This is a genomic window from Neptuniibacter caesariensis, assembly GCF_000153345.1.
GTDB classification, from domain to species: domain Bacteria; phylum Pseudomonadota; class Gammaproteobacteria; order Pseudomonadales; family Balneatricaceae; genus Neptuniibacter; species Neptuniibacter caesariensis.
Window position 1 is genome coordinate 1,454,282 of sequence record NZ_CH724125.1, and the last position, 16,296, is coordinate 1,470,577.

Annotated in this window: 12 protein-coding genes; 3 read left to right on the forward strand and 9 right to left on the reverse strand. The window is 45.7% G+C overall.

Annotated features, from left to right (window positions below):
• Together MED92_RS06870 and MED92_RS06875 are read right to left on the reverse strand one after the other, a co-directional pair.
• Positions 1-905, reverse strand: a 905-nt coding sequence (locus tag MED92_RS06870) for a potassium channel family protein (protein WP_007020795.1), incomplete at its 3' end; no start/stop codon positions are given.
• Between the two features lie 16 nt (positions 906-921).
• On the reverse strand, positions 922-1,305 hold the full coding sequence (locus tag MED92_RS06875) for a DUF6394 family protein (protein WP_007020796.1): 384 nt from the start codon (positions 1,303-1,305) through the stop codon (positions 922-924).
• A 132-nt stretch (positions 1,306-1,437) separates the two neighbouring features.
• On the opposite strand from MED92_RS06875, the gene MED92_RS06880 reads away from it, so the two are divergent.
• Complete coding sequence (locus tag MED92_RS06880) at positions 1,438-4,284, forward strand: insulinase family protein (RefSeq protein WP_007020797.1); 2,847 nt, start codon at positions 1,438-1,440, stop codon at positions 4,282-4,284.
• Positions 4,285-4,297: 13 nt separating this feature from the next.
• On the opposite strand, the gene MED92_RS06885 is transcribed toward MED92_RS06880, so the two are convergent.
• Entirely contained in the window at positions 4,298-4,792 is a 495-nt protein-coding gene (locus MED92_RS06885) for a hypothetical protein (protein WP_007020798.1), read from the reverse strand.
• On the reverse strand, positions 4,779-6,245 hold the full coding sequence (gene sbcB, locus MED92_RS06890; protein ID WP_007020799.1) for an exodeoxyribonuclease I: 1,467 nt from the start codon (positions 6,243-6,245) through the stop codon (positions 4,779-4,781). The genes MED92_RS06885 and sbcB overlap by 14 nt, the downstream gene beginning before the upstream one ends.
• 178 nt (positions 6,246-6,423) lie before the next feature.
• Here sbcB and MED92_RS06895 point away from each other — a divergent pair, with 178 nt between their 5' ends.
• Both MED92_RS06895 and MED92_RS06900 read left to right on the forward strand, forming a co-directional pair.
• On the forward strand, positions 6,424-6,849 hold the full coding sequence (locus MED92_RS06895; protein WP_007020800.1) for a YchJ family protein: 426 nt from the start codon (positions 6,424-6,426) through the stop codon (positions 6,847-6,849).
• Positions 6,850-7,065: 216 nt separating this feature from the next.
• Positions 7,066-9,921, forward strand: coding sequence for a DUF349 domain-containing protein (locus MED92_RS06900; protein ID WP_007020801.1), 2,856 nt, complete (start codon positions 7,066-7,068; stop codon positions 9,919-9,921).
• Positions 9,922-9,997: 76 nt separating this feature from the next.
• Here MED92_RS06900 and phbB read toward each other — a convergent pair whose 3' ends face one another.
• The 5 genes from phbB to MED92_RS06925 all read right to left on the reverse strand — a co-directional run.
• A complete protein-coding gene (phbB, locus tag MED92_RS06905) occupies positions 9,998-10,747 on the reverse strand; it encodes an acetoacetyl-CoA reductase (protein WP_007020802.1) in 750 nt (249 codons plus the stop codon).
• A gap of 212 nt (positions 10,748-10,959) precedes the next feature.
• Positions 10,960-12,291 carry an MATE family efflux transporter gene (locus MED92_RS06910; protein ID WP_007020803.1) on the reverse strand — a complete coding sequence of 444 codons (1,332 nt, stop codon included), beginning with the start codon at positions 12,289-12,291 and terminating at the stop codon, positions 10,960-10,962.
• Between the two features lie 103 nt (positions 12,292-12,394).
• Positions 12,395-13,513: an ABC transporter ATP-binding protein gene (locus tag MED92_RS06915; protein ID WP_007020804.1), complete on the reverse strand. Its 1,119-nt coding sequence runs from the start codon at positions 13,511-13,513 to the stop codon at positions 12,395-12,397.
• A gap of 2 nt (positions 13,514-13,515) precedes the next feature.
• On the reverse strand, positions 13,516-15,171 hold the full coding sequence (locus MED92_RS06920; protein ID WP_007020805.1) for an ABC transporter permease: 1,656 nt from the start codon (positions 15,169-15,171) through the stop codon (positions 13,516-13,518).
• A gap of 107 nt (positions 15,172-15,278) precedes the next feature.
• Positions 15,279-16,296, reverse strand: a 1,018-nt coding sequence (locus MED92_RS06925) for a Fe(3+) ABC transporter substrate-binding protein (RefSeq protein WP_007020806.1), incomplete at its 5' end; no start/stop codon positions are given.

A 16,296-nucleotide genomic window follows, 5' to 3' on the forward strand; every position in this document is an offset into this window, starting at 1 on the left:
AAAGCTCGCCCAAAACGCCCATGCCCGCAGATAATCCAATCACCTTTTGTACGCTGATATACACTGGCCAGAGAGCGATGATAGGGATTGTGAATCCAATCATAAACAAGGTGCATATAGGGAGCGTGCGCAGCTAAAGAAAGATACTGTGCATAAGTTCTGAACGGATCAACAACTAAGTCTGTACCAAAAGATTTAAGGTTTGCCGTGGTAACATCAGACTCCGTTCGACTTATCACCAAACGTTCTGGGCACAGCAACTTACTCGCAATAGCAATCGACAGGTTCGCCTGATCATTATCGGTGAGTGCCATAACCCCGATACATTTATCATGCTGCAAACCGGCTGAATCGAGGACATCAGGCAAAGAGGCATCTGCACACAGCGCAGGTACCGAGACCGGAAGCTCATCCATTTCTAAAGCATCGATCCGCTCCTGATCAATTTCCAAGACCACGACCCGAATTTCACGAAGTGACAACTGACGAACGATCACACTGCCCGTCACCCCATAACCACAGATCAGATAGAATGGTTCATTAATCTGCCGTACTGTTGCCGAGAATGAGCGTCGGCGTAACATGCGTCTGAATACAGGTTCCTGCAAAAGTGACAACGTGGTACCAATGCCATATAACCAGGCGATTACCGTGGCATAGATACAAAAAAGCGTCCACATCCGTTGTGCGGAAGTAAACTCATAAGGGATCTCACCGAAACCGATCGTTGAGCCCATAAATGAGACAAAATAGAACGCATGAAAGAAGCTCATGCGATAAACGTTACCTTCGTCATCAAGCCCAGGTATCAGAACAAATCCCAGAACCGAAATCGAGTAAACCGTAATAAGCGTAATGAGCGGTGCACGCAAACGGCGCAGAAACAGGTAGATAACGTTATTCATCGTTATGGCGCCTTTCTTAGCGGCGTAACATCGCTGTTTCTACAACCAGAAGAATAACCGAGATAATGTTAGCCAGCAGTGCCCCCCCACTCAGGGAAACAATGCTCGACATATTAGACGCATCCATCCCCACACCACTGACTTGCTCAGCGTAGCCCCAGATACCCGCAGCTACGACCAGTTGCAAATCGGCAACCAATGAAGTCGCCAGCATCAGCGCCCCCAAGTGAGTACGATCACCAAACTTAATGACGGTACAAATCATGCTGACGACAAGGGCAGCAAAAAACTCATACACATTGTGGTGGGCAGGATTATCAATTTCCCCCAGAAAGAAGCCAAAGTTCAGCGTTAATGCCAGTACAATAAAAAATGCAAAAATCACTTTCTCTTTGTTCATCACTTCCTTCCTGTCGATAAAACCGCTAAGTATCTCCGATTGTAACACCACCTCAGGGATGGATTAAGGGAACCCTTATCGCTATCCTTTGTCTCAAGCCAATATTTTCTTTTTTTTCTAAAGGCGCGTTGCATGTTTACCTCTTCTGCCTCTGCTATGAAGTATATCCTGTCTCTTGTTTTACTCTGTCTTAGTGTCGCCATTTCCAGTTCCGTACAAGCAACGGTTCAAAAAAGTCCGAATGACACAAAAAACTATCGTAGTATTACTCTGGATAACCAACTACGCATCTTGCTCATTTCTAAACCCGGCAGCGATAAAGCTGCGGCCTCAATGAACGTCGCTATAGGTTCTAGTGCCAATCCAGAAGATCGAGCGGGTCTTGCTCATTTTCTTGAGCATATGTTGTTCCTTGGCACAGAAAAATATCCAACAGCTGATGAATACCAGAGTTTTATACGTGCTCATGGCGGCGGTCATAACGCTTATACGTCTCAGGAAAATACAAATTACTTTTTTGATGTTTCCGCTGACAACCTGGAACCCGCTCTAGACCGTTTTTCCCAGTTTTTTGTTGCTCCGCTATTTAATGAAAAATATGTAGACCGCGAACGTCATGCGGTTCACTCGGAATATCAGGCAAAAATAAAGGATGATTACCGTCGCAGCTACGCGGTGACCAAATCGCAAATGAACCAGGAAAACAGCCATAACCGTTTTGCTGTGGGCAGCTTAAAAACGCTAGAAGATCGTGAAGGCAAGCCGGTACGAGACGACCTTCTGCGCTTTTACAAAAAATACTATTCAGCAAACCTGATGAGTTTGGTGATTCTGGGCAGAGAATCACTTGATGAACTTGAAGAGTTAGCGCGTATTAAGTTCAGCTCAGTGAAGAACGTCAACGCAGAAGCCTTTCAAAGCCAGGGCAGCCTTTTTAACAAAGACGCTTTGCCGCAAAAAATTGAGATCCAGAGCGTCAAAGATATACGCTCCCTGACACTAACCTTCCCTATACCAGAAACCCGTACATTGTGGCGCCAGAAGCCTGTGTATCTGATTAGTAGTCTGATCGGCTACGAAGGTAAGAGCAGCCTACTTTCATTGCTTAAGGCTAAGGGATGGGCAACCGCTTTATCTGCCTCTCAAGGGCATAACCTGCATGATCAGGCCTCGTTTATGGTGAATATTCAGCTGACAGAACAAGGTTATGCGAACTACCTGCAGGTCAGCCAAACAGTTTTTCAGTATATTGAGCTACTGAAACAGCAAGGGATAAACCGCGAACTATTCGAAGAAGAGAAGCAACTCAGCTCGATCAGTTTCAGATTTAAGGAAGAATCAGAACCGATTCATCTGGTCAGCGGGCTTTCTCAAATGATGCAACATTACCCTACCGAAGAGGTCATGATTGCTGAACACGTCTTTGAAAATTATGACCCTGAACTCATCGAGGATTTTCTTAGCTACTTACGCCCTGATAACCTTCAACTTGTACTTAAATCTCAGGCTATTAACGGCACTCAAACAGAGCCGGATTATAAAGTCCCCTTTAACAGTGCAAAACTATCAGAAGAAGAGATTAAACAGCTTCAAGTTCAAAGTATCGATTCAACGCTTAGTGTCCGTGAAATAAACCCTTTTGTTGCCAAAAATCTGGACATGTTAAGCACAAAAGACGGCACCAAGCCGAAGCTGCTATCAAAAGCAGAAGGCTTTGAGCACTGGTATATGCAAGACACCAGTTTCGGTACGCCAAAAACCAACGTCTATTTCACGCTTCAATCAGAATCAGCCAACAGTTCAGCAAAGCAATGGATCCTGAACAACCTATTTGTTGATATGCTGCAGGAACAGCTGATTGAAGACCTTTATGACGCGTATATGGCGGGATTAAATACTCAGGTTTACCCACACCTGAAAGGCTTCACCGTTCGCCTATCCGGCTATAGCGACAACATCGATCTACTCCTACAGAAAGTCATTAACGCGATCATTTCAGAGGAATCAGCTCCGCAACGATTCGCCATTCTTAAGCAGAAATATCTGGATGACTTGGCTAATGAGCTAAATGATAAGCCGTATAATCAAACCACTAACCGCCTATACGAACTACTCCTGCCGCAATGGGAAAACAGCGCTAAACGCACAGCCCTGGAAAGCATCGCGGAGGAAGATCTTCGAAAATTTGCCAAAGGGCTATTATCGAAACCGAGCATCAAGCTACTGACTCACGGTAACCATAGCTCCAAAGGAGCACTGGCCCTTGAAGCGATGATCACCACCCCTTTGCTCGCCAAAGAGCCTGAAGCGGTGCCTGCTATCAATGTCGCTGAAATTCCACAAAACAAAACGGTGGTAGAGCAACTTGCGATTGATCATAACGATTCAGCCATCTCTGTACTTCTACAGGGTGAAAATAACTCTCTGCAAAGTCGCGCAGAGATATCGGTGCTTAGTGAGCTTTTATCAGCCCCTTTTTATAACGAGATGCGCACCGAAAAGCAGTTGGGCTATATTGTGTTCGCAACCGCTTTACAGATGAATAAAACGCCGGGGATCGCGTTCATCATTCAATCCCCTTCAGCAGATGCAAATCAGTTGCGTGAAGAAGTAAATAACTTTCTGAATAAATCAGAAGCCACAATTAGCAACTTAGATGAAGCAACCCTGACTAAATATAAGCAGAGCGTAATCTCACGGATCCAGAAAAAGGACAACAAACTTAGCAGTCGAAGCAAACGTTTCTGGCGTGAAATTGATTGGCGGGAAACCGACTTCGATAGCAGACAAAAACTTGCTGACAAGGTACGGGGATTAAGCCTTGAACAACTGAAGACCTGTTTTGAACAATTACAAACACGCAAACTTGTTGTTCTAAATAACGGCAACAGATTTAAGACCGAAGTGAGCTCAACCCTGAATTCGAGCGATATCTTTAATAAGATTAAACGTAATGAACAATACGTGCCTGAGGCTTAAATAGTACGAGAGATTATTCCGGCTGAATAATCTCTCGCTTCTTAGTTGAAGTGTCGCCACCTTGCTGTTCTTGTAGCGCTTCAATTGGCCTGAAATAGACCGAATCTTTAACCTCCGGCTCAACCAAATCTTCACAGCCTTGGCCCAGAATAAAGCAACGCGCTTCTTTCTCATCTTTGCCAATTTGAACAAATATTTTATCTTCACCTTTTAAAGGTGGTTGTTTAGGTTTCCCTACCGGCACTTCATTCACTTTCGGTTCGACATAGGGAATGATAACCGGCTCAGGCAGATTACTTGGCAGGTCTTTTGGCTGAACCTCGATCATTCTCTCTTTATCAAAAGTGCCACGACGCCAGTCCTTATAAGCCGTTTCACCATCAACTGTGCCATAGTAATAGCCTTTTGGAGAGGTAACCCGATACTCAATAGGTGCCTCAATCTCTTCCGACAGTGCATTTAGCGGAATCAATAGCGCACTTACAACGAGTATCTTAGTAAGCTTCATCAAATGAATCGTCCATCGGATAAATTGCTTCAGCATAAACGGCTAACTCTTCAAGTATATGCTTTCGCTTTTCATCCGTTTCTGCCTCTGCGTATAGTTCATTTAAACGCTGATAAAATTTCTCCATCGTCAGATGCCCTCCTTCTCCTTTCAGGAGTTTACGCTGACGATAGGTTTCCCATTGCATCTGATCTTCATGATTAAGCACATGCGGGCAATTTCGCGCTTTGTAACGTAAAAGCATCTCTTCCAAACGCGGATCCTGAAACGGCAGATCCAGTTCTGCTAACTGATCAGGGCCTGACTCCCGAACCTGGTCCATCAACTGCCGATCAGAAGGGGTGAAAAAGCCGCCGCTATAAAGCATCTGATCAGGATCGCTGTCTGTATCAAAAGGGCTTTCACTATAGATATCGGCCAATTTTTCCCTAAAACCAGTATAACTTCTTAACATCTGCAAATGAGCTCTGCACTGATCGCCGTTAATCTGTAATCTGGCAGCCTCCTCAGAACTGATCATTCCTGCTGGGGCGATAATCGGGCATTTATTTATGTGAACCTGCTTCAGAGCAATACGGGGGTCACTATCATCTAATTCCGCTCGAGGGGTATACAACAACTGTCTTAGCTCTTCGGCTGAGAGCTGCATCAAAGGCTCAGGATTAAATCGAAGATCCCAGACAATCACGCCATTTTTATTGACAGGGTGAGTTGCTATAGGTGCGACTACAGCCGTATTACCATACTCAATCGCATATCGAGAAGATATATGAAGTACCGGTTTAAAGCTTTGCGTATCCAGAAGGGATTGAATGCTTTGCTTGCTGCGATTATTGAGAACGTAATTGAATAATTTTGGCTGTTTCTCTCTAACAAGTTTCGCCATCTCTATAGTGGCATACACATCAGACAAAGCATCATGGGCATGACCATGATCTATTCCATTTGCAACAGTGAGGTCTTCAAGCCTTAAACTCGGTGTACCATCTTCGTATTTAGGCCAGACGATGCCTTCAGGGCGGAGCGTACGGGTAAGCCTGAGCATATCGATGATATCCCAGCGAGAGCAACCATTTTGCCACTCTCTTGCATACGGATCGAAGAAGTTCCTGTACAGACCATACCGGGTCACTTCATCATCAAACCGAATACTGTTATACCCAACACCACAAGTACCTGGTCTGGCTAACTGTTCATGGATTTTGGCGAAAAAGTCTGCTTCACACAGACCTTCATCCATCGCTTTCTGGGGGGTGATACCTGTTATGAGGCACGCTTCCGGATACGGAAGCTGGTCATCGCTCGGTTTGCAATAAACCATCAAGGGCTCTTCAATGACATTTAAATGCTCATCGGTTCTGATACCGGCAAACTGAACCGGCCAATCACGCTTAGGATCAGCACCGAATGTTTCGTAGTCATGCCAGTAAAATGTAAGAGGCTGATTAGCCATAAAGAATCCTTGCCAAACAGGTAAAACTGATAGATATAATGTGCATTAGGGAATATGCAATTAACAGCCACTTAAATTCGGCTAATGAGAGCGTCCCCATGCAATGACCAAGTGATATGGATATTATCAGGAAACGGTCATTAACTCAGACTAACTTTTCAGTGTGAAGGTTACACCCATGTCTTATGATCAGGAAGTAATGGATAAATCTTGCCCCTGCGGTTCTAAAAAGCCATTCGATTACTGCTGCAAACCGCTTGTTGAAGGTCAAAAGAGTGCGCCTACAGCTGAAGCGCTTATGCGTTCTCGCTATACCGCATTTGCACTTGGAGCAATTGATTATCTGATTGATACTACCGCACCTGAAAAACGTAACGAAGACGATGCAGAAATACTGGCCGACCAGGTTAAGTACACCAACTGGACAGGCCTGACGATTTTGCAAACAGAGCAAGGCGCTCGTGCCGACGAAACCGGCATGGTTGAATTTGAAGCCCAATTTGAGACCGACGATCAAAGCGGAACTTTATATGAGCGTTCCAATTTCAGAAAGACCGATGGGTTTTGGTTGTATGTCGACGGTGAAGTAGAAGTACGAACTTAACTAGAAGATCAAAATTCAACTTAAGATTAGTGATTTTCATATAGAGAGCTAATCAGCTCTCTATCCCTCTTATACCGGCCAATCGGTCGCGAAGTCACATAGATTTTTGCCCGTTTATTTCGCTCATTACAAGACTTTCACCTAATGTCAACGCTGTCAGATTCATAATTCTGAGGTAGAATAGCCGGCCACAATGGTCCTGGCGTTCCATCTCATATGCGCCCGACCGAAGATGTTCAGGTAGTTATGCTAGGCAGATTTTTCAAACCCAATTGGCAGCACGCGAAAGCAGGAAAACGCATAAAAGCGATTTCCAAACTAAGCGTAGAAAAAGCCGAAGATCAATCGATCCTATCTCAGTTAGCGTTAACTGATCAGGACGATTTAGTGCGCTTAACCGCAACAGAAAAGCTGATTAATCTTGATCTACTTATCAAAATCAGCAAAAAAGATGCGGCACAGAATAACAGAGAACAAGCTTTACATCGCATCAGCCAGATCTTGTTAAGCAAAACAGAATCCCCTAGCCACGATGAGAAAAGTGCTGCCCTCAGCGCCCTTTTCGACAGCAATTTCCTCACTCATATAGCACTGAACAGCCCGGATGAAACGCTGCGGCAACAAGCCGTATCACAGCTTGACGATGATACTTGCTTATCGGTTATTGCTGAAAAAAGTCAGCGAGCGAGTATCCGAGTTCAGGCCACTGAAAAAATTTGCACAACTGATACGCTTGAAACCCTTTGCAAAAAAGCTAAAAGCAAAGACAAGGGCGTTTTTAAGACCGCCAAGGACAAACTTCAGGTTATCCGTGAGCAAGAAAAGTTAGTTGAAGAGAACCGAGCCGCTTTAGACAAAACAATTTCTGCAATGAGAGTACTGCAAACTAGTGAGTACTTCCCATTATTTGGAGCTAAGCGTAACGCACTTGTACAGGAGTGGGATCAACTTTCCGCCTTTGCCACGCCTCAACAGGAAGAAGACTTTGCCTCTTCTGCAAAACAAACGCTGTCGGTTCTGGAACAACAGAAGCAACTAGAAAAGTTAGCGGCGGAACAAGAAGCCGAATTACTTCGACAGAAAGAACAATGCCACAGCCTCTATTCTGAACTCTGTGTCCTCAAAGAAACCAGCTCACAGTTGTTTAGCGGCCCTTCTGAGTTAGAAGCATTCCAAACTCAGCTAGATAAGCTGATCAACAAATGGCAGCTTATCAACCAACATAGCGCCGAAAGTGAGCTAGAAAAATTTTCCAAGATATCCACTCAGTTAAACAGCCTGATACAATCTTATAAAGACTTTTACGTTTCTGAACCGCAGATAGTAAGCCTAAGTGAATCGCTGGCTGAACATACCACTTGCTCTGAGAAGCTAAAAAGCCAGGCCAAAGAATCCCGCAAACTCATTGCGAAGATAGGTTGGTCAAAACAACATACCAAACCAGATTCTTTAAACCGACTAGAATCGGCTCTGTCCAGAGCCCATCAACTGCTTGATAAGCAGAATAGCCATACCAAACAGTTACAGAATGAGCTGGGCGAGCTGCTGGATGAACTAAAGCTAGCCATCCAAAATGGCGAGATCAGAACAGCTGACAAGCAGATAAAGAAAGCTGAACAGCTAAGTAAACGCTTAAACGGAAGCCTAACCAACGAACTTGAGCAACGCATCAAAACGCTTGGTTATGAACTTCAGGAGATCAGGGACTGGCAAGCCTATGCCGTTACCCCGAAAAAAGAGGCTCTCTGTAATCAGATGGAAGCCCTGATTGAAAACGATCTAGGCGTTCAGGAAAAAGCCAATCACATCAAGCGTCTGCAAAAAGAGTGGAAACTACTCGATGCGACTGATTCTGTTCATTCCCAACAGCTATGGAAACGCTTCAAAAAGGCTTCAGACTCTGCCTACGCACCATGTGATGAGTTCTTTGCAGAACAGCGTAACATGAGGCAAGAAAACCTTCGGGAAAGGGAAAAGATATGTGATTCCCTGGACCTATTATCTATTCCTGAATCGGATTGCGATGCAGATGACTGGAAAACATTCGAGAGCAAGATCCGTGATGCCAAGCAAGCCTGGAGAACCCACTCGCCAGTAGACCGCGCCCCAGGTAAAAAACTTCAAGCCCGCTTCGACCGTCAGCTTAGCCAACTGGAAGAACCCATTAAAGCGGTTCGTCAGGATAATGCTAAAAAGAAACAAACGCTGATATCAGCAGCGGCTGAGATCCTCAACACAGCACATATCGAAGGCTCTACAGAGCAGATAAAACAGCTCCAACAGGAATGGAAAAGTCTGGGCCAGGCTCCACGTAATCAAGAGCGCAAGCTCTGGAACCAGTTTAGAGAAATCTGCAGCGCTGTTTTTGAAAAGTACTATGAAACGCCGAGCCATGAACGATCTATAGATCTCGATCATCAAGCCTTAAGCGAGCTTTGTGATGAGCTGGAACAGTTGATACAGTCAGCATGTAGCCTCTCATTGCTGGAATCCAAATTACAGCAGGCACGCGCTTTACTGAGCAAGACTTCAAGCTCAGAAAGCAAACGAGTTGACGCTGTCGTGAGCTTTATTGAAGAACAAAAGCATAACCTGAATAATTTTGAGTCAGCGTTAGACCACCAGCTACAAACTAAAGCCAATATATGCGAGCAGCTTGAACATGCGATTCTTGAACAAGCTGAAGAGGATCAACTTGAAGCGATCCAGCATAGCTGGCCGCAATCCGATGCCGAAATCAGCTCAAATATAAATCAACGCTACAAGACCTTAATCAATCTGGCAGCTCACCCTGATCAAATAGATAGCATTCTTAATGAGCAAGAGCTAAGGCTGCGTCAGCTTTGTATTCGCCTTGAGATTGCATCTTCTCAACCCTCACCTACTGAAGACCAGGCCCTGCGTATGGAATACCAGATGGAACGGTTGCAACAGGCGCTGGCCGAGCAAGAACAAGGGTTTAATCTGGTTGAAATCAGGCAATTGGAACTCGAATGGCTAAGCATTCCATTTGCAGGACATTTTGAAGAACTCAGCGAACGATTTGAACAGCAGATACAAAATCTGCTCTAGATCCGCTAACTTACGCTGCTCAATATCAGACACAAAAAAGCCCGCAAATGCGGGCTTTTTAATAAGAAAGTCCAGATTAGGACATGTGCAAACCGCCGTTAACCGACATATCAGCACCTGTGATATAGCCCGACTGGTTATCAGATAGGAACGCACACATACGACCGATCTCTTCAGGCGTACCAAAACGACCTACTGGGATGCCTGCACAGATCTGATCCTGAATTTCCTGAGCAATTTTCGCAACCATAGCGGTCTTAATGTAACCAGGGGAAACCGTATTAACAGTAACACCCTTACGCGCAACTTCCTGTGCCAGCGCTTTAGTGAAACCATGAATACCTGCTTTAGCAGCTGAGTAGTTACACTGACCAAACTGTCCTTTCTGCGCATTTACAGAAGAGATATTGATTACACGGCCCCAGCCTTTATCAACCATGCCGTTGATGACCAGACGCGTCATGTGGAACATTGAGTCCAGGTTAGCGGTGAGTACTTCATCCCACTGCTCCCAGCTCATTTTCTTGAACTGACCATCACGTGTGATACCTGCGTTGTTGATCAGGATATCAACTGTGCCACCTGTAAGCTCCTCTACTGTAGCGATACACTGGGCACAAGATTCAGCATTCGTTACATCACCATAGGCTACATCGATATCGTAGCCATCTTTCTTCTGTTCTTCCTGCCATGCCTTGGCTTTATCATGGTTACCACCACTGTTGTAGCCTGCTACAACACGAAAACCATCATCTGCCAGTGAGCGACAGATCGCAGTACCTAGACCACCAGTACCACCAGTCACGAGTGCAATTTTCTGACTCATGCTTACATCCCCTTTAATTCTTTAGTTTCTTGAGTGGTTTTATATATTCTTATTATCTTCTCGGACAATTCCTTGGCCTTTCCTCGATCATAATGCCATCTCTGCAAAGATATTAATATGACTTTGGTTGAAGAGTTCTTAACCTACATCAAGGCTATGAAAATATAATGACACCCGTATTTGATGGGGATATGCGTAGTGCAGCCGCAGCATTACAGGGTTTTGAAAAAGCGCTGCATCGTGCCCCAAGCGGTCAGGGCCACAAGGGCATTAGCGACAACCAAGCCAATAAACATCCCTTGCAAACCATAGAGTTGCGAACCAATAAGAGCTAACGGAAGTGAGAAAACAAAAAGCCTCATAATACTGATTCGCATCGCCCTCATTGGTTGATGCAATGCATTAAAACTAGAGGCTGTCAGGAAGGTTAATGCCTGGAATGCAAAGCCGCATGGCACGATAAATACCCACAAAACTATTAGTACTTTTACCGCGTCTATATTACTAAAGATATCTGCAATACGATCTGCAACAACCATTAGCAGACCAAAAACCAACATTTGCCACACAAGTGCAAAGCCAGCCACCTGCTTGTAAGCCTCTTTCACCCGCTCGATATTACCTGCACCAAAATTCTGACTAATAAACGGAGGCAGCGTCATAGACAAAGCAAGGCAGACAAGCAGAGAGAGCGATTCGATACGATTCCCAACACCAAAAGCAGCGACCGCTTCAGGCCCATGACGGGCAACTAGATAGGTCAGAACGGCCTGTGCAATCGGTGTCATCATATTGGACAACGCCGCAGGTAACCCAATCTTCATTACACTTCGAAAGTGCCCCCACACACGTTGCTTGTCGAGGCTTTGGACAACCAGTAGTTTCTTTTTGTGGTAAAGGATATGCAGTGCAATCAACGTAGTGACCGACCAGGCAATGATGCTAGCGGCTGCCGCTCCCTCTATACCAAACCCCGGGATAGAGCCATAACCGAAGATAAGAAGAGGGTCTAAACAAAGGTTCATTAGTGAAGAGCCCGCCATGAGTAAGGCAGGTGTTTTCGTGTCTCCGCTTGCCCGCATGCAGGCATTACAGACCATATTCACTACAAGGAAGACAGAACCTATCAGCCAGATCTGCATATAACTACGAATAACCGGCATAAGGTTTTCCGCAGCGCCCATCAAGGTAAACACAGGGTCGATCAGAAACTGCAGCACTATAGATAGCAGAGCGACCATTATCGCAATCGCCAATAAGTTATCGGAAGCTAATGAGCTGGCCTCGTCACTTTCACCGGCCCCCAACAAGCGCGCGAGAGTTGCAGACATGCCGATACCCAGCCCAATGGCAAGGCTGATAACAGTGAAGCAAACCGGGAAGGTAAACCCTAAAGCCGCCAGCGCATCCGTCCCTAAGCGGCTGACAAAGTACAGGTCGGCTAAATTGAACAGCATCAAGCTGACAATGCCCATCATCATCGGCACTGTCATTTTAAAGAGGGTAACGCGAATATTATCTTGAAGCAGATCAGGGCGTGACATAAAGCACCTAAATGAGTAATGGGTGCCTATGCTAATTCATTGCCAATGGTATTCCTATCCTGAAATAAGTAACTCAGTGTTGCAAATAACGGCGAGCTGACGATTATGCATTCACGACTTGAGCCTGAACAACTTCAGCTTCCTGAAGATCACAAACACCGGTCTCAGGATCGCATAACGGGAAGACAACCAGATGATCCAGCTCGACACTCAAGCCTAGCATTTCCCCAACGCCATGATCGTGATGGCAAGCCGTAATACAAGGCAACACTTCACCATGTTCCAGTTCCACATGGTACAGATAGTGCGACCCCCTGAACCATTTCTTCACGATCGTTCCGCGCAGCGGACCATCCTCTGCATGCTGAATATCATCAGGACGAATCAGGAGTTCAACCTCTGTACCAGCGGGGAAACGAAGAGGCTCATCGCCCTTAAGGCAGCCCAGGGCAGAATCTACAGAGAACTCATCAATAATTGTCGCTTTGAGGAACTCACCCAAACCGATGAAGTCCGCAACAAAACGCGTCTTTGGTTCATGATAAATATTGAAAGCACTGCCCCACTGCTGAATTTCACCCTGCATCATAACCGCTACTTTATCGGCCATGGCAAATGCTTCCATCTGGTCATGAGTCACCAGAATCGCACTCATTGACTCATGCTTAAGGATATCTCTAATCTCCGGCACCAGCGTCTCCCTAAGGTTCGCATCCAGTCCAGAAAACGGCTCATCTAACAATAACAGATCAGGTTTAGGCGCAATTGCTCGAGCTAAAGCGATACGCTGTTGTTGCCCACCGGATAGAGAATGTGGATAACGTTTTTCAACACCAGGCAAGCCAACCAATTCCAGAAGTTCAGCAACACGTTTAGCTTGCTCGGATTTAGCCCAATCCTTTATTCCAAAAGCGATGTTATCGGCAATACTAAGATGAGGAAACAACGCAATATCCTGAAACACCATGCCGATATTACGTTTCTCAGTAGGTACGTTCTCAGTCTGAGAAGAAAGACATCTACCGAGCATTTTGATCTCGCCAGCCTTTACCGGCTCAAACCCAGCTATTGATCGTAAGAGCGTAGACTTGCCACATCCGCTAGGCCCGAGCAAACAGCCGATTTCGCCATGCTTCAAAGTAAGCGACACGTTATGGACAATCTCAGTTTCTCCATAGGCCAAAGTCACATCAGCCAGGTTCAGATGTTCTGTTGCACTCATAATCAACTTCCAGCCCGTCCTTTAGAGATTGAACGGCTTAATAAAATAACCGGTAACAGCCCTACCGCTACGATAAGTAAAGATGCTGGCGCCGCATCCACTAAACGCTCATCAGATGCCAACTCGAAAGCACGCACAGCGAGGGTATTAAAATTAAAAGGCCTGAGGATAAGTGTAGCTGGGAGCTCTTTTAAAACATCCACAAACACGATCAGCAAAGCAGTCAGTACAGAGCTTTTCATCAAAGGTACATGCACCTGTTTCAAAACTTGCATAGGTGTGCGCCCAAGCGTTCTTGCTGCACCATCCAGGCTTGGTTTTATTTTGCTAAGACCGCTCTGCACCGCTCCCAGTGAAACTGCCAGGAATCGAACAGTGTATGCAAACAGGAGCGCAACTAATGTACCAGAGAGCACCAACCCCAGATCAATACCAAAAAGCTCTTTAGCAAAAGCAATCAACTGGTGATCCAACCAGGCAAAGGGAATAATCACCCCAACGGCAATAATCGTTCCTGGCAAAGCATACCCCATACCGGCTGTACCAATCGCTGCTCGCACCGCTCTGCTTGGGTTAAGACGCCCAGCATAGGCCAATAACAGTGCAAAACCGACTGCAATCAATGCGGCTAAAAACGCCAGATAGAAAGAGTTCCAGGCTAATTGAGCAAAGGCTCCATCAGATAGGTCCGCTTGAGTAAGGCTCCAGTAGGCCAGTACAGAAGCAGGTATAAGAAAACCAAACAGCACCGGAGCCAGACAGATACTAAAGGCAAGAAATGCTTTATAACCTTTAAGCTCGATCAATTTGGCTTTGGCTTTATATTCAGCAGAAGAATGGTAACGCGCCTTACGTCGCGAATACTTCTCCACCAGCACCAATAAGGCAACAAAGCCTAGTAGAAAAGCCGCTAATTGTGCCGCTGCTGCAGAGTCACCAAACCCATAGAAAGTTCGAAAGATACCGGTCGTAAAGGTACTCACACCGAAATACTGAACCGTGCCGTAATCCGCCAGCGTTTCCATTAGCGCTAAGGTTAGGCCCGCAATAATTGCGGGTCTTGCCAGCGGTAAAGCCAACCTGAATAGCCCTTGCCACTGGTTATACCCAAGCGTTCGGCTCACCTCCAACGTACTGGCGGACTGCTCAAGAAAAGCCGCTCGGCTTAAAAGGTAGACATAGGGATACAAGACTAAGGCGAGCATGAGCATAGCCCCACCCAAAGAGCGGATTTCAAAAAACCAGTATTCGCCATACCCTAAGCCAGTTATATCACGAATGGCTGTTTGTACAGGACCTGCAAAATCAAGAAGCCCGGTGTAGGTGTAAGCGATGATATAAGCGGGAACCGCTAATGGAAGTAACAGAGCCCAGGCGAATAGCTTACGTCCCGGAAAATCACAGACACTGGTTAGCCAAGCGGTAGGAATACCCAGTAATAGTACTCCGATGCCAACCCCCAGCATCAATAGCAATGAATTACCGACGTAGTCTGCCAGAACCGTTTCGAACAAATGTTTAAACACATCAGCTGAACCGGCAAAAACAAAACCCACAATAACCAGAATGGGCAGCATGAGTAATAACGCGACACCCACCGAGCTAATCGATAAAAAACTCAGCTTTTGTTTTGTCTTGGCAAATGAAACTACAGACATGAATCCAGGCCTTTAACACAGAAAACGCCTGCAGCTCATAACAGCGGCAGGCGTACAGAATCTGCTTTTTTATCACTTAATCATCAATGCTTTTACCGGCCACACCATTATTTCCAGCCAGCGCGATCCATCAGTTGCACTGCCGCCCGGTTATTCTCACCCAGCTTACTCAGCACAATATCATCAGCTTTGAACTCACCCATAGTCGCAAGATTAGATGGGATTTTAACCCCTTCCACAACAGGGTATTCATTATTCACTTCGGCATACCACATTTGTGAAGCGTCAGATGTCATAAACTCCATCAGCTTCACCGCATTCTCAACATTACGTGCATGCTTAGTGACACCAATGCCACTTACGTTCATATGTACACCGCGATCATCCTGATTTGGCCAGAAAGCTGCCAGCTTAGAAGCAAGCGCCTGCTTCGCTTCATCTTTACTGTTCAGAAGGCGACCGAAGTAATAGGTATTAGCAATAGCCAGATCACATACGCCCGCAGCAGCAGCTTTCAACTGATCTGTATCGCCACCTGAAGGCGGCTTAGCAAAATTCTTAACAAGCCCCTTAGCCCAGGCTTCTGTTTTTTCTTCACCGATCGCGTCAATCATTGAGGCAACTAACGATTGGTTATAAATATTGCTTGAAGATCTTACGCAGATACGGCCCTTCCACTTAGGATCAGCCAGGTCTTCATAAGTAGAAAGTTCGGAAGGATCTACCTTACCTTTAACATAGAAAACGGTACGTGCACGCTGAGTCATACCATACCAATAACCATCAGCGTCTTTCAGGCTAGCAGGAATCGCCTTATTCAGCGTTTTACTTCCCGATACCTGGAGCACACCGGCCTCTTTCGCACGATGTAAACGGCCAGCGTCGACCGTTACAAAAAGATCCGCCGGACTTGCACTACCCTCAACCTCAAGGCGCTTCAGTAACGCATCCGCCTTACCAGTTACCAGATTAACAGTAATACCGGTCTGTTCAGTAAAACGTTCTAGCATCGGCTTAATTAACGCTTCTTTGCGAGCTGAGTAGACATTGACTAAACCTGCTTCTTCAGCAAACACTGAAGTAGGTAGTAAGCTAGCAACAGAAACCAATGCAACAGAACCAACA